This window comes from Micromonospora rosaria (assembly GCF_001567585.1).
Lineage (GTDB): Bacteria > Actinomycetota > Actinomycetes > Mycobacteriales > Micromonosporaceae > Micromonospora > Micromonospora rosaria.
On the sequence record NZ_LRQV01000075.1, the window covers coordinates 1 to 21,608 of the forward strand.

A 21,608-nucleotide genomic window follows, 5' to 3' on the forward strand; every position below is an offset into this window, starting at 1 on the left:
CCTGGTCGCCGAGCACTGGAAGAGCTGACGTGAGAGGTGTTCTGGCCGGTGTCCCCGTGACGGGGACACCGGCCAGTCGCGTCTGCGGGGGAGAATCCCTGGATGACGCGAACGTGGACGGACCAGACCGGCGTGGTCGTGCTGCCGAGCGGGGCGACGGTGCGGGGACGCCGGATCGGTGACCCCGCCACCCCCGCCGACTTCGCGCTGCTGCTGGCCCCCGGCCCGGCGCCGGACTGGCCGCACCGCCGGATCCGGTGGCCCGACTTCTGGATCCCCACCGACCGGGCGGACGCCCTCGACGCCCTGCACGAGGGGCTGCGCCGGGCGGCGGCGGGGGAGCGGGTCGAGGTGGCCTGCCGGGGCGGCGTCGGCCGGACCGGTACCGCGTTGGCCGCGCTGGCCGTCCTCGACGGGGTGCCGGCCCGGGACGCGGTGGCGTGGGTCCGTACCCGCTACCACCCCCGCGCGGTGGAGACCCCCTGGCAGCGCCGCTGGCTGCGTCGGGTGGCCTGACCGGCCCCGCCTTAACCCCGGCCGACGTACTCGCGCAGGTGCCGGGCGGTCAGCGTGTCGCCGTGCGCGACCAGGTCGGCCGGCGTACCGGTGAACACCACCCGGCCGCCGTCGTGACCGGCGCCGGGACCGAGGTCGATCAGCCAGTCGGCGTGCGCCATCACCGCCTGGTGGTGCTCGATGACCACCACCGTGTTGCCCGCGTCGACCAGCCGGTCCAGCAACGCCAGGAGCTGGTCGACGTCGGCCAGGTGCAGGCCGGTGGTCGGCTCGTCCAGCACGTACGTGCTGCCCCGCTCGGCCATGTGGATGGCCAGCTTGAGCCGTTGCCGTTCGCCCCCGGAGAGGGTGGTGAGCGGCTGCCCCAGGGTCAGGTACCCCAACCCCACGTCGGCCAGCCGGTCGAGGATGACCCGGGCCGGGCCGCCGGGGAAGAAGTCCCGGGCCGTCACCACCGACATGCCGAGCACCTCGCTGATGTTCTTCCCGCGCAGCGTGTAGGTGAGCACCGTGTCGGTGAACCGCCGCCCCTCGCACTGCTCGCAGACCGAGGCGACCCCGGCCATCATGGCCAGGTCGGTGTAGACCAGCCCGATACCCTTGCAGGTCGGGCAGGCGCCCTCGGAGTTGGCGCTGAACAGGGCCGCCTTCACCCCGTTGGCCTTGGCGAACGCGGTCCGGATCGGGTCCAGCAGGCCGGTGTACGTCGCCGGGTTGCTGCGCCGGGAGCCCCGGATGGCGGACTGGTCGACGACCACAACCCCGCGTCGACGTGGCAGCGACCCGTGGATCAGGGAGCTCTTGCCCGACCCGGCCACGCCGGTGACCACGGTCAGCACCCCGAGCGGGATGTCGACGTCCACCGTCCGCAGGTTGTGCAGGTCGGCGCCCCGGATCGGCAACTGGCCGGTGGGCCGGCGGACCGTCTCCCGCAGGGTGACCCGGTGGTCCAGGTGCCGACCGGTCCGGGTGTCCGAGCGCCGCAGCCCGGCGACGTCGCCGGTGTAGCAGATCCGGCCGCCGTCCGGCCCGGCCCCGGGACCGAGGTCGACCACGTGGTCGGCGATCGCGATGGTCTCCGGCTTGTGCTCCACCACCAGTACCGTGTTGCCCTTGTCCCGCAGCCGCAGCAGCAGGTCGTTCATCCGGGCGATGTCGTGCGGGTGCAGGCCGACGGTGGGCTCGTCGAAGACGTACGTCACGTCGGAGAGGCTGGAGCCGAGGTGCCGGACCATCTTCACCCGCTGCGCCTCACCGCCGGAGAGCGTGCCCGACTCCCGGTCCAGGCTGAGGTAGCCCAGCCCGATCTCGACCAGCGAGTCGAGCAGGTCCAGCAGGGTGCCGACCAGTGGGGCCACGGCCGGGTCGTCGACGCCGCGGAGGAACCCGGCCAGGTCGCTGATCTGCATCGCCGCGCACTCGGCGATGTTGCGCCCGGCGACGCGGGAGGCGAGCGCGGCCTGGTTCAGCCGGGTGCCGCCGCAGTCCCCGCAGGTGGTGAAGGTGACCGCCCGGTCGACGAAGGAGCGGATGTGCGGCTGCATCGACTCGCGGTCCTTGGCCAGGTACAGCCGGCGGACCTTGACCACCAGACCCTCGTACGTGATGTTCGTGCCGCCCACCTTGATCTTGGTGGTTGGCTTGTGCAGCAGGTCCTGCCACTGCTGCGGCGTGTAGTCCTGGAGCTTGGTGTCGGGGTCGAAGAGCCCGGAGGCGACGAAGGTCTGCCAGTACCACGAGTCGACGGCGAAGTTCGGCACCGTGATCGCCCCGCCGTTGAGCGACCGTTCCACGTCGACCAGCTCGGTGACGTCCAGGTCGGAGACCCGCCCCATCCCCTCGCAGGCCGGGCACATCCCCTCGGCCAGGTTGAAGCTGAACGCGCCGGCCGACCCGGCGGACGGCACGCCCAGCCGGCTGAAGACGATCCGCAGCATCGCGTACGCGTCGGTGGCGGTGCCGACCGTCGACCGCGAGTTGGCGCCCATCCGCTCCTGGTCCACCACGATCGCGGCGCTGAGGTTGCGCAGCGCGTCGACGTCCGGGCGGTTCACGTTCGGCATGAACGACTGGAGGAACGCGCTGTAGGTCTCGTTGATCAGTCGCTGCGACTCGGCGGCGATGGTGCCGAAGACCAGGGACGACTTGCCGGACCCGGAGACCCCGGTGAAGACGGTGAGCCGGCGCTTGGGAACGTCGACCGAGACGTCGGCGAGGTTGTTCTCCCGCGCGCCGCGTACCTCGATCACGTCGTGACTGTCGGCGGCGGACCGTACTGGCTGCTGCATGCGAACCCTTCGGCGATCGTGGGCAGGGTGGAGCCCGCCGGTTTCCGTACCGGCCTGGCCGCATTCAATTGTCTCATTCAAACTCCCGTGGAGGGTTTTACCAGCGTCGAGCGCGGCAGGCCGGGAGAAAGAGCCGGATAAGTCTCAACCACACGTGAGCAGGTACGCTGAGCCGGTGACGGACGTGGTGGGACGCCGGCTGCGCGGCGCGGACCTCGCCGCCTCGGCGGGCATCTCGGTCCAGCAGGTGCGCAACTACGTGGACCTCGGGGTGCTGCCACCCGTGCGGCGCACCCCGAGCGGGTACCGCGTCTTCACCGACGAGCACGTGCGGGCGCTGACCGTGGCGCGGCACCTGGCCGAGGGGCACGGCTGGACACGTACCCGGGAGATGATGGCGGCGGTCCACCGGGGCGACCCGGCGGCGGCGCTGGCGTCGCTCGACGCCGGCCACGCCGAACTGGACCGGGAGCGGGCCGACATCCGCCGGGTCCTCGACGCCTTCGCCACCGTGCTGGCGGGCCCGGCCGTCGCGCCGACCCGGCGTCGGGACGTCCGGATCGGGGAGGTGGCCGCCCTGATCGGGGTCCGCACCTCCCAGCTGCGGGTGTGGGAGACCCGGGGACTGCTGCGGCCGACCCGGCAGCCGGTCACCGGGTACCGGGTCTACGACGAGGCGGAGGTGCGCGCGGCGCAGGTCGTGGCGCTGCTGCGCCGGGGCAGCTACCCGTTCGACATCGTCCAGGCGGTGCTGGACGAGTTGCGCAGCACCGGCAGCCCGCAACGGGTCCGCGCCGAGCTCGCCCGCCGGGAGCAGGAGTTGCAGCGGCGCAGCCTGCACCGGCTGCGGGGCTCGGCCGCCCTCTACGCCTACCTGGCCGACCGGGGGCTGACCTGAAGCGGGCCCGGTGACCCGGTGACCGCGACGGTGGGGGCATCCGCCTCGGATGCCCCCACCGTCGTCCCCGCCCGGGACGGTCGGGACGTCAGTTCAGGCCGCAGGGGGCGAGTTCCAGCGGCGGGACGGGACGGTCCCCGGTGACCCGCCCGATGGTCGTCGCGATCCGGTTGATCACGGCGATCCGTCGGTCCTCCAGCGGGCCGAGGACGGTGTTCTGGATGAAGTTCGGGCCGCCCTGGGGGTTGACCGCGAGGTCGGCGAGGCGGGCGTTGGCCTCGGCGATCTGCTGGCGGAGGTTGGCCAGTTCCTGGTTGACCCCGGCCTGCGCGGCGGCGGGCACCACCGGGAACCGACCGGCCACGTCGGGGCAGTTCACCGTCCGGGCCCCGGCCGGAGCCGGGTTGCCGCCGGTGGCTCCCTGGTTGCCGGTGGCTCCCTGGTTGCCGCCGGTGTTGCCGGTGGCCGGTGCCGCGCCGGCCGCGGTCACGCCGCAGGTGGCCAGTGCCTCCAGCCCGGCCGGGCGGTTGCCGTCGACCCGGCTGACGGTGATGGCGATCCGGTCCAGGGTGGCCACCCGCTTGGACCGCAGTGGCCCGAGGACGGTGTTCTGGACGAAGTTCGGGCCGCCCCGGGGGTTGACCGCGAGGTCGGCGAGGCGGGCGTTGGCCTCGGTGATCTGCTGCTCCAGGGTGGCCAGTTCCCGGTCGACGCCGGCCCGCGCGGCGGCCGGAATCGCCGGGAGCTGACCACGGACGTCCGGGCAGGTCACGGTCTGGACACCGGACGTCGCCCGCCGGGCCTCGCCGGCGTCGTCGGCGGACGCCAGGTGCAGTCCCGCACCGAGCAGCACCGCCGCGCAGGCGCCGACGCCGGCAATCCTCAGGACGGCGTTCTTCTGCGTACGCCTGGCCATGTACCTCTCCTTACTGGACCCCTGCGGGCAGCCGGAATCGGCGTTCCTGTGCACGGGGAACGGCGGTGTGAACTGACGACGGGAAAGGAACGCGGGCACCACCGGATATGGTGACCGCGAATGCGGAAAGGCCGAGGCGTCCGCCGCCCCACCCGGTGTCCGGAACAGTTCCGTGACCGTCCCCGGAATGTGGCGGCCCGGCTGTTCCGTCCTTCCGGCGATGAATACGGGGATCGCCGTGGGAGCGGTTCAACGGCGGCGGTGGAAATTCTGGCGTCGGCCGTCGTGACGCCGGCCCGGCACGGGGTGGCGTGCCGGGATCCGAAGAATCTTGGCAGCTAGGGTCACCTCCATGAGAGTTCGGCTCCCCGCCGTCACGGTGACCGCCGTCCTGCTGCTGGCCGCCGCGCCGGCCACGGCCGGCCCGGCGCCGGCTCCGCCGGTCGGCACCGGGCCGGCTCCCGCCCCGGCCGCCGGCCCGACCGATCCCGGGGTGACCCCCACCGGGCCGGCCGTGCCCTGCCCCCGAGCGGTGGCGCCCGCGGTGACCCGGTCACCCCGGCCCACCCCGCCCCCGGTCGTCCCGGGGGACCGGACCATCGGCGGGGCGGCGCTGGCCACCGCCGGGCTGGTCGTCCCACCCACCGCACCGGCGCCACCGGCGATCACCGCGACGTCGTGGCTGGTTGCCGACCTGGACACCGGTGCGGTGCTGGGTGGGTGCGGGCCGCACGAGTACGCCACCCCGGCGAGCGTGCAGAAGCTGCTGCTGGCCGCCACCCTGCTGCCGAAGCTGGACCCGAAGCAGGTGGTCACCGCCACCCCGGCCGACCTGGACATCGCCCCCGGCTCGTCCGCCGTCGGCCTGGTCGCCGGCGGCCGGTACCCGGTGGAGACGGTCTGGCTCGGACTGCTGCTCAACTCCGGCAACGAGGCGGCGAACCTGCTGGCCCGGCTCGGCGGTGGCGCCGACGGGGCCGCCGGCGGGGTGCGGGCGATGAACGAGGAGGCCCGGCGGCTCGGCGCGTTGCAGACACACGCGGTGACCCCGTCCGGGCTGGACGGGCCGGGCCAGTTCACCAGCGCCTACGACCTGGCGCTGATCGCGCGGGCCTGCTTCGCCGACCCGACCTTCCGCCGCTACGCGCTGACCGAGCAGACCCGGATCCCCGCCCAGCCGGCGCTGAACCGCAAGGGCTTCCAGATCCAGAACCAGAACCAACTCGTCTACCGGTACCCCGGGGCACTGGGTGGCAAGACCGGCTTCACCGACTACGCCCGGCACACCTACGTCGGCGCCGCCGAGCGGAACGGCCGCCGGCTGGTCGCCACCCTGCTCGGCGCGGAGCCCCGGCCGATGCGCGGCTGGGAGCAGGGCGCCGCCCTGCTCGACTGGGGGTTCTCGCTGTCCCGCGACGCCTCCGTCGGCCGGCTCGTCGAGCCGGGGGAGGTGGAGCGGGCGCGGGCGGCCGCCGCGACCGGGCCCACGGCGGCGGCGCAGCCGCCGCCGGCGGAACCGGAGAGCACCGTCCGGCCGGCCGCCGCCCGCCCGGCCCGGGACGACACGATCGGTACGCCCCGTGCGCTGGCGGTCTGGTACGGCCTCGGCGCGGCTGTCCTGCTCGCGGCCGTCGCGCTGACGCTCGGGTACCGCCGCCGCGCCAGCCGCCGCCGACGCTGACCGGACGGGGCGGGACGGTCGACGACGACCGTCCCGCCCCGCCGGGCCCGCTCAGTGGCGGGGAGTCTCCTCCGGCTCCGCACCGGCCGCCCGGGCCCGGTCGGCCTCGGCATCGGCGCTGCCGACCGGCGTGCCGTCGTCGTCCACGGGCGGCGCGGCCAGGTCGGGGTCGGCCATGTCCGCGGTGAGCCGCCCGGCGGTGGCCAGCCCCACCGGAACGTACCTGGGATCGCTCATGGTCCCCTCCTCATCGACGTCTGCCTGTCCGTTCCGTCTGCTACCCGGGCGGTCACGCGCCCACACCTGCCGCCCGGCCGACGGGATTCCGTGACCGCCCACCGGAACACCCGGGCGTGGTTAGCGTGAGGGGGTGAGAGGTTGCCGCCGGGCCGCCGTCGTGACCGCCGCGCTGCTCCTGGCGCCGGTCGGGGCTCCCGCCCGTGGTGTCGCGGCCCCCGGTGCCGGGGGATCGACGACCGTGCCCTGTCCGAGCGTGCCGGTGCCGCGCCCCTCGCGACCCAGCCCGCCCCGCGCCGTCGAAGCCGCCCGTGCCGTCGGCGGCTCCGCGCTGGCGACCCCGGGCCTGGTGACGCCCGCGGGCACGCCCGCGCCACCCGCGGTCACCGCGACGTCGTGGCTGGTCGCCGACCTGGACACCGGTGCGGTGCTGGGTGGGTGCGGGCCGCACGAGTACGCCACCCCGGCGAGCGTGCAGAAGTTGCTGCTGGCCGCCACCCTGCTGCCGAAGCTGGACCCCGGGCAGCTCGTCACGGTGACCGCCGGGGACGTGGACATCGAGCCGGGCAGCTCCGCGATGGGGCTCGTCGAGGGCGGGCACTACCCGCTGAAGAGCGTCTGGCTCGGTCTCCTGCTCACCTCCGGCAACGACGCGGCGAACCTGCTGGCCCGGCTCGGCGGCGGGGCCGACGGCCTGCCCGGCGGGGTCCGGGCGATGAACGAGGAGGCCCGGCGGCTCGGCGCGGGGCAGACACACGCGGTGACGCCCTCCGGGCTGGACGGGCCGGGCCAGTTCACCAGCGCCTACGACCTGGCGCTGATCGCGCGGGCCTGCTTCGCCGACCCGACCTTCCGCCGCTACGCGCTGACCGAGCGGGCCCGGGTGCCGGCGCAGCCCGCCCTGCGCCGCAAGGGCTACGAGATCCAGAACGACAACCAGCTTCTCTACCGGTACCCCGGGGCGCTGGGCGGCAAGACCGGCTTCACCGACCTGGCCCGGCACACCTACGTCGGGGCGGCCGAACGCGGTGGCCGGCGGCTGGTGGTGACCCTGCTCGGCGCGGAGGTCGGCCCCGGCCCCGCCGAACGGCGCGGCTGGGAGCAGGGTGCCGCCCTGCTCGACTGGGGGTTCGCGCTGCCCCGGGACGCCTCGGTGGGTCGGCTGGTCCGCCCCGGGGAGGCGACCACCGCCGCCCCGTCGGCCGGGGCCACCCTGGCGGTCGCCGGCGCCGCCCGGACCGCGCACACCGGCCGGCTCGCCGGGGTCGGCTGGTGGTGGACGCTGCCCGTGCTCGCGGTCGGCCTGGCCGGCGTCGCCCTGCTGGTGGCGCTCTACGCCCGCCGCCGGCCGCTGCCCGCCGGTGACAGCGACCCCGGGTGACCCGCCCCGCCGTGCCTGCCGTGACCCGCCCGGCCGTGGCCGCCCGGCCCGCTGCGGCCCTGCCGGCCGTGGTTGCCGTGACGCTGGTCGCCGTGGCCGCCGCCACCGTGCTCACCGCCTGCCACCGACCGCCACCGCCACCGCCGCCGGCCCCCGCCCCGTCCGGGCCGCGCGCCCCGGCGGACGTGGTGGTCCTCACCGACGTCGACCCGACGGTCCGCACCGACATCCGGTACGCCACCGCGCACAACTTCGTCGGCCGCCCGCTGGACGGCTACCCGGAGCCGTTGTGCCTGCTCACCCGGGCGGCGGCCGAGGCGCTGCGCCGGGTGCAGGCCGCCGCGCTCGCCGACGGGCACACCCTCAAGGTGTACGACTGCTACCGCCCGCAGCGTGCCGCCGACGACATGGTCGCCTGGGCCGGGCAGCCCGGTGAGTCGGCCGGCGCCGTCGAGTTCCACCCCCGGGTGCCGAAGTCCGAGCTGTTCGCCGAGGGGTACCTCGGCGCGCCCACCGCGCACAGCCGGGGCAGCACCGTGGACCTGACCCTGGTCCGCCTGCCCGCCCCCACCCCGTCCCGGTACCCGTCGGCGGCTCCGCCGGTGCCGTGCACCGCCCCGCCGCAGCGGCGGTACCCGGACGACAGCGTCGACATGGGTACCGGCTTCGACTGCTTCGACCCCCTGGCGGCCACCGCCGCCACCGACATCTCCCGCGCCGCGCGGGCGAACCGGGCGTTGCTGCGCCGGCTGATGACCGACGGCGGGTTCGTCAACTACGACCGGGAGTGGTGGCACTACCGGCTCGCCGACGAGCCCTACCCCGACACGTACTTCGACTTCCCGGTCAGCCGGTCCGCCGTGCGCTGACGCTCACCGGGCGCTGAGGTCGGCCGACCGGTGCCGTCGCCCGCGCGGTGCCGTCGGGTCGGCTCGTGCGGGGTCAGCCGCCCGGAGGTCGCAGCGGGAGCCAGGCGAGGACGTCCTGGACGGCCCGGTCCCAGTACGCCCAGTCGTGCCCGCCGGGGCCGAGGTCCACCGTGGCCGGGACGCCGGCCCGGCGGAGCGCCTCGACGAACCGGACGTTGTCCTCGTGCAGGAAGTCCTCGGTGCCGCAGCCGAGCCAGAGCGCGGGCAGGTCGACACCGGCCCGGCCGGCCCGGTCGAGCAGCGTCAGCAGGTCGTCGTCGCTGCCGCGCACGGTCCGGTCCCCGAAGACGGTGTGCCAGACCGCCCGGTCGAGGGGGCGGTGCGGGTGGTCGCCCCGGGCGGCGATGTCGACGGCCCCGGAGAGGCTGGCGGCGGCGGCGAACCGACCCGGCTCGCGCAACGCCCACTTCAGGGCGCCGTACCCGCCCATGGAGAGCCCGGCGACGAAGGTGTCCTCCCGGCGTCGGGAGAGCCGGAAGAAGGAGTGGCAGACCGAGGGCAGTTCCTCGCTCAGGAACGTCCAGTACCGGTTGCCGTGCGCCTCGTCGGTGTAGAAGCTCCGGCCGACCTGCGGCATCACCACGGCCAGGCCGAGCGGGGCCACGTACCGCTCGACCGAGGTACGGCGCGACCAGGTCGTGTCGTCGTCGCTGAGCCCGTGCAGCAGGTACAGCACCGGCGGGTCGCCGGGGCGGTCGCTGCCGGCCAGGCCGATCTGGGAGGCCGCCCGTTCCGGCAGCAGCACCGTCATCGACGTGCTCAGGCCGAGCACCTCGGAGAAGAAGTCACAGCGGATCCGGGCCACGGTTCCCGACGCTACCGGAGCACGGCGAATCCCGTTGCGGGCCCGGGAGGCCCCACCTACCGTGGACCCCGTACCGCCCGCCCGACCAGTCCGGGGAGCCCGCCGTGCCGCAGCAGTCCCGCACCACCACGCGGTCCACACCGCACGGTGGCGCGTCGCTGCCCGCCGGCCGCGAACACCCGGGGCGGCCGACGTGTCGACCAGGCCTGCGCCGGCCCACCGGCGGACCGGGTCCGCGATCGGGGTACCGGCGCGGATAGCGCCGCCCACCCCGTCCCGCCGGCCGTCCCTCCCGCACGGGACGGGGCGGCGTCCTCGTCTGCGGGGGTCCCGACCTCCGGTACCCCCGATCCACTCCACCCGCCGTCGGTGTCGAGACGGCACGACCGAGGAGACCAGCATGAGCTTCACCGAACTGCCGGGCACCCGCGCTCCGGTGCGGGTCTGGACCGACCCGTACGGCATCGAGCCGGAGGCGGCCCGGCAGTTGCGCAACATCGGCGCGCTGCCGTGGGTGCAGGGGGTCGCGGTGATGCCCGACGTGCACTACGGCAAGGGCGCCACCGTCGGCTCCGTCATCGCGATGCGGCAGGCCGTCTCCCCGGCGGCGGTCGGCGTGGACATCGGCTGCGGCATGTCCGCCGTGCGGACCTCGCTCACCGCCGCCGACCTGCCGGACGACCTGGCCCCGCTGCGCGGCGCCATCGAGGCGACGATCCCGGTCGGGTTCGCCGCCCACGACGAGCCGGTCGACCCGCGCCGGATCCGGGGCCTGGAGCAGGGCGGCTGGGTCGACTTCTGGCAGCGGTTCGACACCCTCGACGCGCGGGTGGCGAAGCTGGAGACCCGCGCCCGGCGGCAGGTGGGCACCCTCGGCGGCGGCAACCACTTCATCGAGGTCTGCCTGGAGTCCGGTGGGCCGGACGACGGCCGGGTCTGGCTGATGCTGCACTCCGGGTCCCGCAACATCGGCAAGGAACTGGCCGAGCGGCACATGGCGGTGGCCCGGCGACTGCCGCACAACGCCGCGCTGCCGGACCGGGACCTGGCCGTGTTCCTCGCCGGCACCCCGGAGATGGACGCCTACCGGCGGGACCTGTGGTGGGCCCAGGAGTACGCCCGGCGCAACCGGGCCGTGCTGCTCGCCCTGCTCTGCGGCGTGGTGCGGGAGCACCTGCCGCAGGTCGCCTTCGACGAGCCGATCTCGGTGCACCACAACTACGTCGCCGAGGAGACCTACGGCGGCGAGCAGGTGCTGGTCACCCGCAAGGGCGCGATCCGGGCCGGCAAGGGGGACCTGGGCATCATCCCCGGTTCGATGGGCACCGGGTCGTACATCGTGCGGGGCAAGGGCAACCCGGACGCGTACTGCTCGGCGTCGCACGGCGCGGGCCGGCGGATGTCGCGGGGCCAGGCGCGGCGGACGTTCAGCATCGCCGACCTGGCCGCGCAGACCGCCGGGGTGGAGTGTCGCAAGGACGCCGGGGTGGTCGACGAGATCCCCGGGGCGTACAAGGACATCACCCAGGTGCTGGCGCAGCAGGCGGACCTGGTCGAGGTGGTCGCCCATCTGCGGCAGGTGGTCTGTGTCAAGGGCTGACCGCCGCCCGCCCGGCGTCCCTGGCCCCGGGACGGTCGCGTCCCGGGGCCGGGACCGGCGGTGACCTCGGCGGGACGGCCCGGTAAAGGGGGCCGGCCGAGGTCGCGGCCGGCATGGTCGGGGGAGGGGGTGCCGCCGTCCGGAGGATGAACGGCACCCCACCGCCACGTTATCGTTGATCATCCTGTTGAGACTTTTCCCGGGTCTCGCGTGGTCGACCATCCACAACCTTCAAAACAAGGGTAGGGTCATGCGCCCGATCGACCTGGCCCGCGAGCACGGGCTCTCCACGCAGGCGGTGCGCAACTACACCGACGCCGGCATCCTGCCTGTCGCGGAGCGCAGCCCGTCGGGGTACCGCCGCTACAGCCCCCGGCACGCGCACGCGTTGCGCGCGTTCGTCGCGCTCGTGCCGGCCCACGGGCACGCCGACGCGACCGCGATCATGCAGGCGGTGCACCGGGACCGGGTCGACCTGGCGCTGGCGCTGGTCGACCGGGGGCACGCGCGGCTGCTGGCCGACCGGCAGACCCTGGACGCCGTCGAGGACGCGTTGCAGGGTCTGGACGGGGCGGACCTGTCGGGCGGGTCGCCGATGTCGGTGGGGGAACTGGCCCGCCGGCTCGGCGTGCGGCCGACCACCCTGCGCCGGTGGGAGCGGGCGGGGGTGCTGCGCCCGCCGCGCGACCCCGGCACCGGGTACCGGGTGTACGAGGCGGCCGACGTGCGCGACGCGCTGCTGGCCCACCAACTGCGGCGGGGCACGTACCCGGTGGAGCAGATCGCCGAGGTGCTGGCGCGGGTCCGGGCCGCCGGGGGCGTCGCGCCGCTGCGGGCGACGCTGGCCGACTGGCGGACCCGGCTGGACCGACGTGGCCGGGCGATGCTCGCCGCCGCCGCCGCGCTCGACCGCTACCTCACCCACACCGGCCGGTGAGCAGGGCCCGGCGGCCCGGCGGACGGCTCCGTCCGCTGGTCGACGGCGCTGAACAGGTATGACAAAAACAGTATTCGACAGTCGACTACTGACACATCTAGCATCAGCGTACATCGATGCGCAGCGGCCGTGCCGCTGCGGGACCGAGGGAGTGCGCGATGGTGCGACGACACCTGCTGCGGGCGGCGACAGCCGTGGTCGCGGCGGTACTGGCGGCAACCGGCCTGCAGGCCGTCACCGCCGCGACGGCTTCGGCCGCCGTGCGGACGGTGTACTACGACGCGAGCCGGGCCGGAGAGTTCCGGACCAACTTCGACGCGGCGGCCCGGATCTGGAACAGCTCGGTCAGCAACGTCCAGCTCGTCGCCCGTACCCCGGGCAACGTGACGGTCTACGTGGACAGCGGCTGGCCCCGGGCCCAGGTCACCGGGCTCGGCTCGGGCCGGGTGTGGATGGGCTGGCAGGCGGTGGACCAGGGGTACGACCGGACCCGGATCGCCACCCACGAGTTCGGGCACATCCTCGGCCTGCCGGACCGGCGTACCGGCCTCTGCACCGACCTGATGTCCGGCAGCAGCGCCCCGGTCTCCTGCCGCAACGCCAACCCCAGCGCCGCCGAGGCGGCCCAGGTCGACCGGCTGTTCGGCGGCGCCGCCCTGGCCGAGATCGCCCCCCAGGGCTACACCTGGAGCAACTCGGACCCCGGTGACGTCGCCACGCCGATGGTGGTCGGCGGCCGTCCGGCCAGCGAGAACTACCCCTTCATGGTGTACGTCTCCGGCTGCACCGGCTCGCTGATCAAGGCCAACTGGGCGGTCACCGCGAAGCACTGCGGCACCCCGGCCTCGGTCCGGGTGGGCAGCACCAACCGCTCCAGCGGGGGCACCGTGGTCAGCGTGACCCGGGCGGTGAACCACCCGACCATCGACGTCAAGCTGCTCCAGCTCGGCAGCTCGGTCAGCTACGCCCCGGCCCCGATCCCGACCACCTCCGGCGCGGTCGGCACCGCCACCCGGATCATCGGGTGGGGCCAGACCTGCGCCCCGCGCGGCTGTGGCTCGGCCCCGCTCGTCGCCAACGAGCTGGACACCTCGATCGTCGCGGACACCCGGTGCCTCGGCATCAACGGCCCGTACGAGATCTGCACCAACAACACCAACGGCAACTCCGGCGCCTGCTACGGCGACTCCGGCGGGCCGCAGGTGCGCCAGATCAACGGGGTGTGGAACCTGATCGGCGCCACCAGCCGCGCCGGCAACAACAACTCGACCTGCGCCACCGGCCCGTCCATCTACGGCGACCTGCCGTCGATCCGCTCCTGGATCAACACCCAGGTCGGCGGGCTGCCCGCCGCCTGAGCACCGACACCGAACGGGGGGACGCCGGTCACGGCGTCCCCCCGTTCGTGGGGAAGGAAGGGCCCCCTTTTAACACCTGCGGTAGAGAAGGGAACCCCTCTCACACCTCGGGCCCTCCCGGGCCCGGCAGCGCCTCGTCCGTGCCTACGCCGGGGCGACCGGGGGCGTCGACGCGGCCTGTCCGGGCGCGTCGGCTGCGGGGTCTGACCGGACAGCGACCGGTCGTCGACGCGCCGTATCCTTTCCGCGGAACCGTGGCAGGACCGCAGGAGGGATGACGTGAGCAACCAGACCGAGACGTTGGAGTTCCAGGCCGAGACCCGTCAGCTGTTGCAGTTGATGGTCCATTCGATCTACTCGAACAAGGACGTCTTCCTGCGCGAACTCATCTCGAACGCCTCCGACGCGCTGGACAAGCTGCGCCTGGAGTCGATGATCGACAAGGATCTGCAGGCCGACACCGACGACCTGCACATCGAGATCGACGCCGACCGCGAGGCCCGGACGCTCACCGTCCGGGACAACGGCATCGGGATGTCCCGCGACGACGTCGTCGCGCTGATCGGCACGATCGCCCGCTCCGGCACCGCCGAGCTGCTGCAGAAGCTGCGGGAGTCCCGCGACGCCGGGGCCAACCAGGAGCTGATCGGTCAGTTCGGCGTCGGGTTCTACGCCACCTTCATGGTCGCCGAGAAGGTCACCCTGGTCACCCGGCGGGCCGGCGAGCGCGAGGGTACCCGCTGGGAGTCCACCGGCGCCGGCACGTACCAGATCGAGACGGTCGCGGACGCCCCGCAGGGCACCTCGGTCACCGTGCACCTCAAGCCCGAGGACAGCGAGGACAACCTCTTCGACTACACCGCCGAGGCGAAGATCCGGGAGATCGTCAAGCGGTACTCGGACTTCATCTCGTGGCCGATCCGGATGACCGTGGAGCGGGCCGGCGAGGAGGGCGCGACCACCAGCGAGGTGCAGACCCTCAACTCGATGAAGGCGCTCTGGGCGCGTCCGCGCGACGAGGTCGCCGAGGAGGACTACCGGGACTTCTACCGGCACGTCAGCCACGACTGGGCCGACCCGCTGGAGACCATCCACATGCGGGGCGAGGGGACCTTCGAGTACGAGGCCCTGCTCTTCGTCCCCTCGCACGCCCCGTTCGACCTGTTCATGCGGGAGGGGCGGCGCGGCGTCCAGCTCTACGTCAAGCGTGTCTTCATCATGGACGACTGCGAGGCGCTGATCCCGAACTACCTGCGCTTCGTCAAGGGTGTGGTGGACGCCCACGACCTGTCGCTGAACATCTCCCGGGAGATCCTCCAGCAGGACCGGCAGATCCAGGTGGTGCGCCGCCGGCTGGTCCGCAAGGTGCTCACCACGATCCGGGACCTCAAGGCCAACCAGGAGGAGAAGTACCGCACCCTCTGGACCGAGTTCGGTCGGGCGCTCAAGGAGGGGCTGATCGAGGACCCGGACAACCGGGACACCCTCTTCGAGATCGTCTCGCTCGCCTCCACCCACGACCCGGCCGAGCCGACCAGCCTCGCCGGCTACGTCGAGCGGATGAAGGACGGCCAGACCGAGATCTACTACGCCACCGGCGAGTCCCGCACCATGATCGAGAACTCGCCGCACATGGAGGCGTTCCGGGCCAAGGGGTACGAGGTGCTGATCCTCACCGACCCGGTCGACGAGGTCTGGGTCGAGCAGGTGGGCCAGTTCGACGGCAAGCCGCTGCGCTCCATCGCCAAGGGCCAGGTCGACCTGGACACCGAGGAGGAGAAGAAGAGCGCCGAGGCCGAGCGGGAGCAGCGCGGCAAGGAGTTCGCGGCGCTGCTGACCTGGATGACCGGGCAGCTCCAGGAGAGCGTCAAGGAGGTCCGGCTGTCGTCGCGGCTGACCACCTCGCCGGCCTGCGTGGTCGGCGACGCGTACGACATGACGCCCACGCTGGAGAAGATGTACCGGGCGATGGGGCAGGAGGTCCCGCCGGTCAAGCGGATCCTGGAACTCAACCCGACCCACCCGCTGGTCACCGGCCTGCGTACGGCGCACGAGCAGGGGGGCGACGACACCGCCGCGCTGACCGAGACCGCCGAGTTGCTGTACGGCATGGCGTTGCTCGCCGAGGGCGGGGAGCTGACCGACCCGGCCCGGTTCACCCGGATCCTGGCCGACCGGCTGGCCCGTACCCTCTGACCGCGTCGCCTGCTCGCTGACCGCTTCGGCGCGGGGTGGCACCCCGCCAGGGGCCACCCCGCGCCGGTCGTCGTCGGCCGCCACGCCGTGGACGTGGTCGCGGACTCGGCCGGCGGTGGCCTCGTCGGCCCCGGTCACCCGCTGGCCGGAGTCTGGCGTGGTGACCGGCGCGGTGGGGTGACCGAGGCGGATCAGGCTGCGGCGGCGGGCGAGCCGTGCCGGTGGTGCGGGTGCCCGACGGGAGCCGACTGCTCCGCCGGCTGCTGCCAGGTCGGCTGCTGCTGCGGCTGCCAGGCCGGCTGCTGCCGCGGCGGCTGCGCCAGACGCAGGGCCTGCTGTGACCAGGCCCAGGGCGCGCAGGGCTGCGCCCGGTCGAGGCACTGGAGGTTGCGGCACTCCCCGTGCTCACCGCCCCGGTGCTGCTCGGCGACCCGGACGGCGAGGCGCCACAGCATCGGGTCGGTCACGCCCTCCGGCACGGTGTCCCCACGGTCAGGTCGGACGGAATCGGACATGAGCGGCCCCCCTCGTACGCGATGTCCCCTTAACCCTCACCAGTCAACACCGGGTTAAACCCGCGCCACCGGCCACCAGCACGTGACAATCGCCACGTGACCCGCCCTCCGACCTGCGACCCGACGGTCCGGCGGGGCCGTCGGGCATCGACGTGACCCCCGGGTCCGGCGCTCCATGATGCACGCCGTGGTCGATGCCGCAACCCGGTGGAGGACCGCCCCGTGCGGCCCGGTGAAGAACCTCACCGACGGTGGGCGATCGGGGCAGACCCGCCCTACCGTCGTACGAGTTCGCGTTTGCGGACACCGCGCCCGGTACGCCCAATCCATGCCACCGGTCCGCGCGGCACCAGTCGTCCAGGGCATGGAGCGGGGGACCCGACGTTCCACGGTGCAGGTCACCTCGGGGTGAAGCCGCCCACCGGCGGCCGGGCTCCTCGGCCCGAACCCGACAGCTCACCCCGTCGGCGTGGAGGAACCAATGCCAACTCAGTACAACGCCCGGCACCGCCGTACCAGCAACCGCCGCAGGGCCGTCGGCGCCCTCGCCGTCGGCGCGATGACCGGGGCCGCCGCCGTGCTCGGCACGGCCGCCCCCGCGCAGGCCGACAGCGTCAACTGGGACGCGATCGCGCAGTGCGAGTCCAGCGGGAACTGGAGTATCAACACCGGCAACGGCTACTACGGCGGGCTCCAGTTCAAGCAGAGCACCTGGGAGGGGTACGGCGGCCTCAGGTACGCCAAGCGGGCCGACCTGGCCAGCCGGGGCGAGCAGATCGCGGTGGCCGAGCGGGTCCTCAAGGGCCAGGGCATCGGTGCCTGGCCGACCTGCGGCAAGAGGGGCGGCGCGGTGAAGGGCTCCGGGTCGACGTCGTCCGCGTCCACGTCGAGCGGCTCGAAGGCGTCCGGGTCGAAGGCGTCCGGGTCGCAGTCGCGGTCCACCGGGACGGCGGAGCGGGCCGAGAACCGCCAGCGCGCCGCCCAGCCGGCCACCCGGGGCAGCGACCGGGGCACCTACGTCGTCCGGCCCGGCGACACGCTGTCGACGATCGCCCAGGTGAAAAACGTCTCCGGCGGATGGCAGGCCCTGTACGAGCGCAACGAGCGGGTCGTCGGCGACGACCCGGGCCTGATCTTCCCGGGTCAGCGGCTCAGCCTCTGACTCTTCCGAGGTCAGCGGCTCGGCCGCGACCGTCACCGACCACGGGGTCCGTGGGGTCCACGACGCCCGGCCGGGTTCTCCTCCCGGCCGGGCGTCGCCCGGCTCACCGGCAGGCGTGGCGACCCGGCCGGCGGGGTACCAGCGGTCACCATGAGCACGAGCACGCGGGAAGATCGCCCCGCCGGGCCGGTGGACGCCGCCCCGGCCACCCACCCGCCGGCCGACCCGGCGCAGCCGGCGGTTGCGGCCGACGCCGCCCCGCCGGAGCCGACCGCCGGCGCCGGCGCGGCCCTGGCGGAGCCGACCACCGGGGCCGACGCGGCCCCGGCCGTCGGGACCGTCGCCGTCGTCGCGCACCGCAAGAAGACCTTCGGCGGCGGCCTCGACGAGCTCCGCGCCACCCTGGTCGGCGCGGGTGTGCGGGACCTGCTCTGGTACGAGGTCCCGAAGAGCCGCAAGGCGCCCAAGGCGGTCCGCAAGGCCCTCGACAAGGGGGCCGACCTGGTGTTCGTCTGGGGTGGCGACGGCACGGTGCAGCGCAGCGCCGACGCCCTCGCCGGCTCCGGCGTGCCGATGGCCGTCCTGCCCGCCGGCACCGCCAATCTCTTCGCCACCAACATGGGCATCCCCACCGACCTGCCCGAGGCGGTCCGGATCGGCCTGCACGGCCGCCGTCGCACCGTCGACCTGGGCACCCTCAACGGGGAACACTTCGCGGTGATGGCCGGGGCCGGCTTCGACGCCGACCTGATCCGGGACGCCGACCGCAAGCTCAAGGGCAAACTCGGCCGGCTGGCCTACGTGCTGACCGGGCTGCGGCACGTGCGCGGCGAGTGCGTGCGTACCCGGGTCCGGGTCGACGGCAGCGACTGGTTCGACGGCGAGGCGAGCTGCGTGCTCTTCGGCAACGTCGGCACGATCACCGGCGGCATCCCCGCCTTCGACGACGCCCGGCCCGACGACGGCGCCCTGGAGGTGGGGGTGGCCACCGCCAGCGGCCCGGTGGACTGGGCCCGCACCCTGGGCCGGATGGCCGCCGGCCGGTCCGAGGAGTCACCCTTCGTCCGCATCACCCGAGGCCGCAAGATCAAGGTACGGTTCGACGCGCCGAAGACGTACGAGCTGGACGGCGGCGCCCGGGGGAAGACGAGCCGGCTCACGGTGAAGGTGGTGCCGGCGGCCCTCACCGTCTGCTGCCCCGGGTAGGCGTCCCGAGGGGGTGCCCGGTCGATTGTTCCCGCTGTCTAGGCTGGGGCCCCGGTGATCATCGGCGGCACCGGGGCGACCAGCAGCGACGGAGGAACGGGTTTCATCGATGGATCTGAACGAGCGGGTGGGCACGGTACAACGGACCCAGGTCCTGGACCTGCTGTCGCAGGCACTCGAACAGGGCTACATCGACCTGGCCGACTACGAACGCCGGATGTCGCTGGTCCACACCGCGACGGTCGTCGGTGACCTGACCAGCCAGGTGGCCGACCTGCCACGACAGTTCCACTGGCATCCGCAGCAGGCCCAGATGGCCCCCGTGACCCCGACCGTCGGCGTCGATCCCGAGAAGCGCATCCGGACGATGACCCTCGCCTCGGTCTCCCTCGGCGGCGTCGCCCTGGTCACCTCGATCTGCGGCGGTGTCGGCGCGCTGTTCGGCGTGGCCGCGATCCTGCTCGGCCGACCCGGCCTGAAGAGCGCCCGCAACCACGGGCTGGCGCTCACCGGGATCATCCTCGGCGCGGTGGGCATCGTCTTCTCCCTCTGCGCCGTCGGGATCCTGATCTTCGGTGACGGGGTGCAGCCTCCCGCCTAGGCAGCGCCCTATGAGCCGTGCCGTCGTGCCGGGTGAAGCCGGGGCCGACGCCTCCTCTCGGGGTGCCGGTACCGCCGGCCGGTTGGGGTCGGTTGTGGTGGAGCTTTGGAACTGCCCCGGCTGTGCGACCGGTCGGGACCGCTTGGGGCCAGCCGGGGCTGCTCGGGGCGCCCGGCCGCTCAGACCGGCACGGCGGCGTGCCAGTCGCGCAGGAACGCGTCGACCAGATCGTAGGCCCGGGTACGCGGGTTGAACTGCTCCTCGACGCTTCGACGGGCCAGGTGGGACAACCCGTCGGCGGCCTCGTTGAGGGCGTGCCCGGTGTGCGCCCGGACATGCTGGAAACTCAGCTCCGGCCGCGTGGCGACCAGCCGCGCGAGCCGGACCAGCGTGGGCGGTCCACCGTGCCGACGGGGCCGCAGGCTGTACCCGGCGGGCACGGCGGTGACGTCGCCGCGCTGCCAGCGGTGCAGCAGGCGCAGCGCCGGCAGGCTGTCCACCAGCACGGTCAGCCCGACCGGCGGGACACCATCGCTGAGCAGGTACTCCACCGCCCGTAGTTCGTTGACCAGCACCTGTGACGGCCCGGTCGGGTCGAGCCGGTCCCGCCGTCGCCCGCGCAGCCCGTACCGGCCGTCGCTGACCACGTACCCGATCCCGCCGGCCCGCCGCTTCCAACTGGCGTCGGTCGCGGCGACCAGCCCGGCGGGTACGCCTGCCCAGCGGGCCACCAACCCTCGCCCCGGCCCGGCGCGTGCCACCTGGTCGCCGGTGTCGTGGCGGTGCCCGGCGGCCAGCTCCTCGGCGGCGGCGATCAACTGGGCGCTGGCCCGTGCCTCCTCGTAACGGGCGGCGAGCAGGGCAAGCTCGACCGAGTCGGCGATGCGGACGCACTGCTCGCAGCGGGTGCGGGGCAGGTACGGGCGCAGCGGCAGGGCGCGCTGGTACAGGTCGGGCGGGAGCAGGTGGACGGCCTCATCGAACTCATCGGCACGCACGATGCCTCCTGGAGTCTGAGGGGAAGGGGAGGTCAGAGCAGGGTGAGCGAGTCGATCCGCAGGAGCGGGACGGTCGTCTCCCCGCCGATCTGGGTCTCGTAGCTGTACGACATGAGGACCGTGACCCTGGCGCGGAAGATGTCGTCCTCCACCAGGTCGGCCAGGTCGGCCTCGGCGCCGGTGAACATCGTGTTGGTCTCGTAGTCGTACTCGTCGGCCATCTTCCGGTGCGCCACGTCGGCACGGAACGTGTCGGCGCCGGTGGCCGCGTCGAACTGGGTGACCCGGCCGTAGACGACGTAGGTCCGGCCGATGTGGGCGTCGGGGTTCTTGGCGACGAGCTTCCACTGCCGCGCGGTCAGGTTCTGGTACGACGGTGGCTTGCTCTTCGTGGGGCGGGGGGTCGGGCTGGGCGGGGCCGTGATCGGGGCGACCGGGGACGGCGTGACGGTGACGGGGGCGGTGGTGGTGACCGGTGCCGTGGTCGCCGCAGCGGTAAGGCTCGGGCTGGTCGTGGCCGCGGCGACGACCGGCTGCGGGTCGTCGCCGCCGAGCATCGTGCCGAACAGGGTGCCGCCCGCGCAGAGCGCGACGGCGAGCAGGGCGCCACCGGCGATCCGGAGCCGGGGGTTCGCGGGCCCGCCGCCGGTAGTGCCGGCGACCGTGGTGCCGGTTGGTGCGGCGGCAGCCGACGTGGCGGGGGGAGGCGGAGGTTGCACGGTGGGGGAGGGCAGAGGAGGAAGGTCGGGGCTGGTCGGGTCGACCACGGTCGTACTCCTTGGGTGGAACGGTCCGGGGGTGTTGCGGGGCGGGTGGGGGCAGCCCGCCCCGCAACGGGAGGGTGGTCAGCTCAGGGCGACGGTGACCCCGTTGGAGAGGAAGGAGTCGTGGAGCTTCAGCTCGGTGAGTTTCACCTTCTTCGGTACGTCGAAGACGATCACGCCGGTGACCTGGTTGCCGGGGTTGATCTCGTTGAGGAAGGTCTCCGCCTTCTTGTTGGCGTAGAGGCCGGCCTCGCTGTCGCTGGAGTACTCGGTGCCCTTGGCGTCGTACGCCTTCTGGCTGCTGCCGTCGAGGAGCTGAGCCTCCTTGCCGATGTTCTTGACGGTCAGGTTGACCAGGCAGTACTGCCCCTGGGCGGTGGCGCCGAGCAGGTCCGACCCGACCTTGTCGACGCCGCACTTGGTCGACTTCACGGTGAACTCGAACTTGCCGTCGCGGGCCGGGTCGCCGATGGCGGCGACCTTCTTGGCCTCGGCCGTCTTCGCGCCGGTGTCGTCGCCGGTGGCTCCGTCGGCCGTGTCGGTGGCGGCGGAGCCGCAGCCCAGCGCGACGAGGGCGGTGACGGAGAGGGCGACGACGGTGGTCTTGCGCATCAGTTAAC

General features: G+C 73.8%; 20 protein-coding genes, 1 pseudogene and 1 riboswitch. Of the genes and pseudogenes, 13 read left to right on the forward strand and 8 right to left on the reverse strand.

All coding sequences use genetic code 11. From position 1 onward, the window contains the following. The first annotated feature begins 102 nt into the window (after window positions 1-102). On the forward strand, window positions 103-516 hold the full coding sequence (locus AWW66_RS19320; protein WP_067368300.1) for a protein-tyrosine phosphatase family protein: 414 nt from the start codon (window positions 103-105) through the stop codon (window positions 514-516). 11 nt (window positions 517-527) lie between these two features. On the opposite strand, the gene AWW66_RS19325 is transcribed toward AWW66_RS19320, so the two are convergent. After that, the gene (locus AWW66_RS19325; protein WP_067368303.1) at window positions 528-2,804 is read right to left on the reverse strand and encodes an ATP-binding cassette domain-containing protein; all 2,277 of its coding nucleotides are present in this window, start codon (window positions 2,802-2,804) and stop codon (window positions 528-530) included. 175 nt (window positions 2,805-2,979) lie between these two features. Between AWW66_RS19325 and AWW66_RS19330 the strand changes: the two genes are divergently transcribed. After that, a complete protein-coding gene (locus tag AWW66_RS19330; protein WP_211272010.1) occupies window positions 2,980-3,702 on the forward strand; it encodes a MerR family transcriptional regulator in 723 nt (240 codons plus the stop codon). 88 nt (window positions 3,703-3,790) lie between these two features. Here AWW66_RS19330 and AWW66_RS19335 read toward each other — a convergent pair whose 3' ends face one another. Beyond that, entirely contained in the window at window positions 3,791-4,618 is an 828-nt protein-coding gene (locus AWW66_RS19335) for a hypothetical protein (RefSeq protein WP_067368306.1), read from the reverse strand. Window positions 4,619-4,970: 352 nt separating this feature from the next. Here AWW66_RS19335 and AWW66_RS19340 point away from each other — a divergent pair, with 352 nt between their 5' ends. Further along, window positions 4,971-6,299: a D-alanyl-D-alanine carboxypeptidase family protein gene (locus tag AWW66_RS19340; RefSeq protein ID WP_083978634.1), complete on the forward strand. Its 1,329-nt coding sequence runs from the start codon at window positions 4,971-4,973 to the stop codon at window positions 6,297-6,299. Window positions 6,300-6,350: 51 nt separating this feature from the next. Here AWW66_RS19340 and AWW66_RS33810 read toward each other — a convergent pair whose 3' ends face one another. Further along, window positions 6,351-6,536, reverse strand: coding sequence for a hypothetical protein (locus AWW66_RS33810; protein WP_157527601.1), 186 nt, complete (start codon window positions 6,534-6,536; stop codon window positions 6,351-6,353). 133 nt (window positions 6,537-6,669) lie between these two features. Here AWW66_RS33810 and AWW66_RS19345 point away from each other — a divergent pair, with 133 nt between their 5' ends. Both AWW66_RS19345 and AWW66_RS19350 read left to right on the forward strand, forming a co-directional pair. Then, on the forward strand, window positions 6,670-7,917 hold the full coding sequence (locus tag AWW66_RS19345) for a serine hydrolase (protein WP_083978635.1): 1,248 nt from the start codon (window positions 6,670-6,672) through the stop codon (window positions 7,915-7,917). Window positions 7,918-7,937: 20 nt separating this feature from the next. Continuing rightward, window positions 7,938-8,786: a M15 family metallopeptidase gene (locus AWW66_RS19350; RefSeq protein ID WP_083978638.1), complete on the forward strand. Its 849-nt coding sequence runs from the start codon at window positions 7,938-7,940 to the stop codon at window positions 8,784-8,786. 73 nt (window positions 8,787-8,859) lie between these two features. On the opposite strand, the gene AWW66_RS19355 is transcribed toward AWW66_RS19350, so the two are convergent. Beyond that, a complete protein-coding gene (locus AWW66_RS19355) occupies window positions 8,860-9,597 on the reverse strand; it encodes an alpha/beta hydrolase (protein ID WP_211272012.1) in 738 nt (245 codons plus the stop codon). 454 nt (window positions 9,598-10,051) lie between these two features. Here AWW66_RS19355 and AWW66_RS19360 point away from each other — a divergent pair, with 454 nt between their 5' ends. From AWW66_RS19360 to htpG, 5 genes and pseudogenes are all read left to right on the forward strand, one after another. Further along, on the forward strand, window positions 10,052-11,251 hold the full coding sequence (locus AWW66_RS19360) for an RtcB family protein (protein ID WP_067368316.1): 1,200 nt from the start codon (window positions 10,052-10,054) through the stop codon (window positions 11,249-11,251). A gap of 250 nt (window positions 11,252-11,501) precedes the next feature. After that, window positions 11,502-12,188: a MerR family transcriptional regulator gene (locus tag AWW66_RS19365; protein WP_067368319.1), complete on the forward strand. Its 687-nt coding sequence runs from the start codon at window positions 11,502-11,504 to the stop codon at window positions 12,186-12,188. 158 nt (window positions 12,189-12,346) lie between these two features. Then, window positions 12,347-12,839 (forward strand): annotated as a pseudogene (locus AWW66_RS36485) (snapalysin family zinc-dependent metalloprotease); the annotation flags it as partial. Further along, the gene (locus AWW66_RS36490) at window positions 12,827-13,546 is read left to right on the forward strand and encodes a S1 family peptidase (protein WP_425413288.1); all 720 of its coding nucleotides are present in this window, start codon (window positions 12,827-12,829) and stop codon (window positions 13,544-13,546) included. The pseudogene AWW66_RS36485 and the gene AWW66_RS36490, both read left to right, overlap by 13 nt. Before the next feature lie 279 nt (window positions 13,547-13,825). Next, window positions 13,826-15,742: a molecular chaperone HtpG gene (gene htpG, locus AWW66_RS19375; RefSeq protein ID WP_083978636.1), complete on the forward strand. Its 1,917-nt coding sequence runs from the start codon at window positions 13,826-13,828 to the stop codon at window positions 15,740-15,742. Between the two features lie 191 nt (window positions 15,743-15,933). On the opposite strand, the gene AWW66_RS19380 is transcribed toward htpG, so the two are convergent. Continuing rightward, entirely contained in the window at window positions 15,934-16,209 is a 276-nt protein-coding gene (locus tag AWW66_RS19380; protein WP_157527603.1) for a hypothetical protein, read from the reverse strand. Between the two features lie 392 nt (window positions 16,210-16,601). Further along, window positions 16,602-16,742: riboswitch (cyclic di-AMP (ydaO/yuaA leader) on the forward strand. On the opposite strand from AWW66_RS19380, the gene AWW66_RS36035 reads away from it, so the two are divergent. The 3 genes from AWW66_RS36035 (at window position 16,739) to AWW66_RS19395 (ending at window position 19,226) form a co-directional block, all read left to right on the forward strand. Beyond that, window positions 16,739-17,419 carry a LysM peptidoglycan-binding domain-containing protein gene (locus AWW66_RS36035; protein WP_067368328.1) on the forward strand — a complete coding sequence of 227 codons (681 nt, stop codon included), beginning with the start codon at window positions 16,739-16,741 and terminating at the stop codon, window positions 17,417-17,419. (Overlaps the previous riboswitch by 4 nt.) Before the next feature lie 150 nt (window positions 17,420-17,569). Next, on the forward strand, window positions 17,570-18,625 hold the full coding sequence (locus tag AWW66_RS19390) for a diacylglycerol/lipid kinase family protein (RefSeq protein ID WP_083978637.1): 1,056 nt from the start codon (window positions 17,570-17,572) through the stop codon (window positions 18,623-18,625). Between the two features lie 109 nt (window positions 18,626-18,734). Then, complete coding sequence (locus AWW66_RS19395) at window positions 18,735-19,226, forward strand: DUF1707 and DUF4190 domain-containing protein (protein ID WP_067368331.1); 492 nt, start codon at window positions 18,735-18,737, stop codon at window positions 19,224-19,226. Between the two features lie 179 nt (window positions 19,227-19,405). On the opposite strand, the gene AWW66_RS19400 is transcribed toward AWW66_RS19395, so the two are convergent. The 3 genes from AWW66_RS19400 to AWW66_RS19410 all read right to left on the reverse strand — a co-directional run bounded on the left by AWW66_RS19400 (window position 19,406) and on the right by AWW66_RS19410 (window position 21,600). After that, the gene (locus AWW66_RS19400) at window positions 19,406-20,224 is read right to left on the reverse strand and encodes an RNase H family protein (RefSeq protein ID WP_067368334.1); all 819 of its coding nucleotides are present in this window, start codon (window positions 20,222-20,224) and stop codon (window positions 19,406-19,408) included. 32 nt (window positions 20,225-20,256) lie between these two features. Further along, on the reverse strand, window positions 20,257-20,991 hold the full coding sequence (locus tag AWW66_RS19405; RefSeq protein ID WP_067368337.1) for a hypothetical protein: 735 nt from the start codon (window positions 20,989-20,991) through the stop codon (window positions 20,257-20,259). Between the two features lie 78 nt (window positions 20,992-21,069). Then, window positions 21,070-21,600, reverse strand: coding sequence for a DUF4352 domain-containing protein (locus tag AWW66_RS19410; protein WP_067368340.1), 531 nt, complete (start codon window positions 21,598-21,600; stop codon window positions 21,070-21,072). Window positions 21,601-21,608 lie beyond the last annotated feature (8 nt).

Excerpts from the sequence above, each read along its gene's own strand:
- AWW66_RS19355 (WP_211272012.1), bottom strand. The coding sequence starts at position 9,597 with ATGACGGTGCTGCTGCCGGAACGGGCGGCCTCCCAGATCGGCCTGGCC.
- AWW66_RS33810 (WP_157527601.1), bottom strand. The coding sequence starts at position 6,536 with ATGAGCGATCCCAGGTACGTTCCGGTGGGGCTGGCCACCGCCGGGCGG.
- AWW66_RS19395 (WP_067368331.1), top strand. The coding sequence starts at position 18,735 with ATGGATCTGAACGAGCGGGTGGGCACGGTACAACGGACCCAGGTCCTG.
- AWW66_RS36035 (WP_067368328.1), top strand. The coding sequence starts at position 16,739 with ATGCCAACTCAGTACAACGCCCGGCACCGCCGTACCAGCAACCGCCGC.
- AWW66_RS19340 (WP_083978634.1), top strand. The coding sequence starts at position 4,971 with ATGAGAGTTCGGCTCCCCGCCGTCACGGTGACCGCCGTCCTGCTGCTG.
- AWW66_RS19410 (WP_067368340.1), bottom strand. The coding sequence starts at position 21,600 with ATGCGCAAGACCACCGTCGTCGCCCTCTCCGTCACCGCCCTCGTCGCG.
- AWW66_RS19325 (WP_067368303.1), bottom strand. The coding sequence starts at position 2,804 with ATGCAGCAGCCAGTACGGTCCGCCGCCGACAGTCACGACGTGATCGAG.
- AWW66_RS19390 (WP_083978637.1), top strand. The coding sequence starts at position 17,570 with ATGAGCACGAGCACGCGGGAAGATCGCCCCGCCGGGCCGGTGGACGCC.
- AWW66_RS19320 (WP_067368300.1), top strand. The coding sequence starts at position 103 with ATGACGCGAACGTGGACGGACCAGACCGGCGTGGTCGTGCTGCCGAGC.
- AWW66_RS19365 (WP_067368319.1), top strand. The coding sequence starts at position 11,502 with ATGCGCCCGATCGACCTGGCCCGCGAGCACGGGCTCTCCACGCAGGCG.
- AWW66_RS19360 (WP_067368316.1), top strand. The coding sequence starts at position 10,052 with ATGAGCTTCACCGAACTGCCGGGCACCCGCGCTCCGGTGCGGGTCTGG.
- AWW66_RS19335 (WP_067368306.1), bottom strand. The coding sequence starts at position 4,618 with ATGGCCAGGCGTACGCAGAAGAACGCCGTCCTGAGGATTGCCGGCGTC.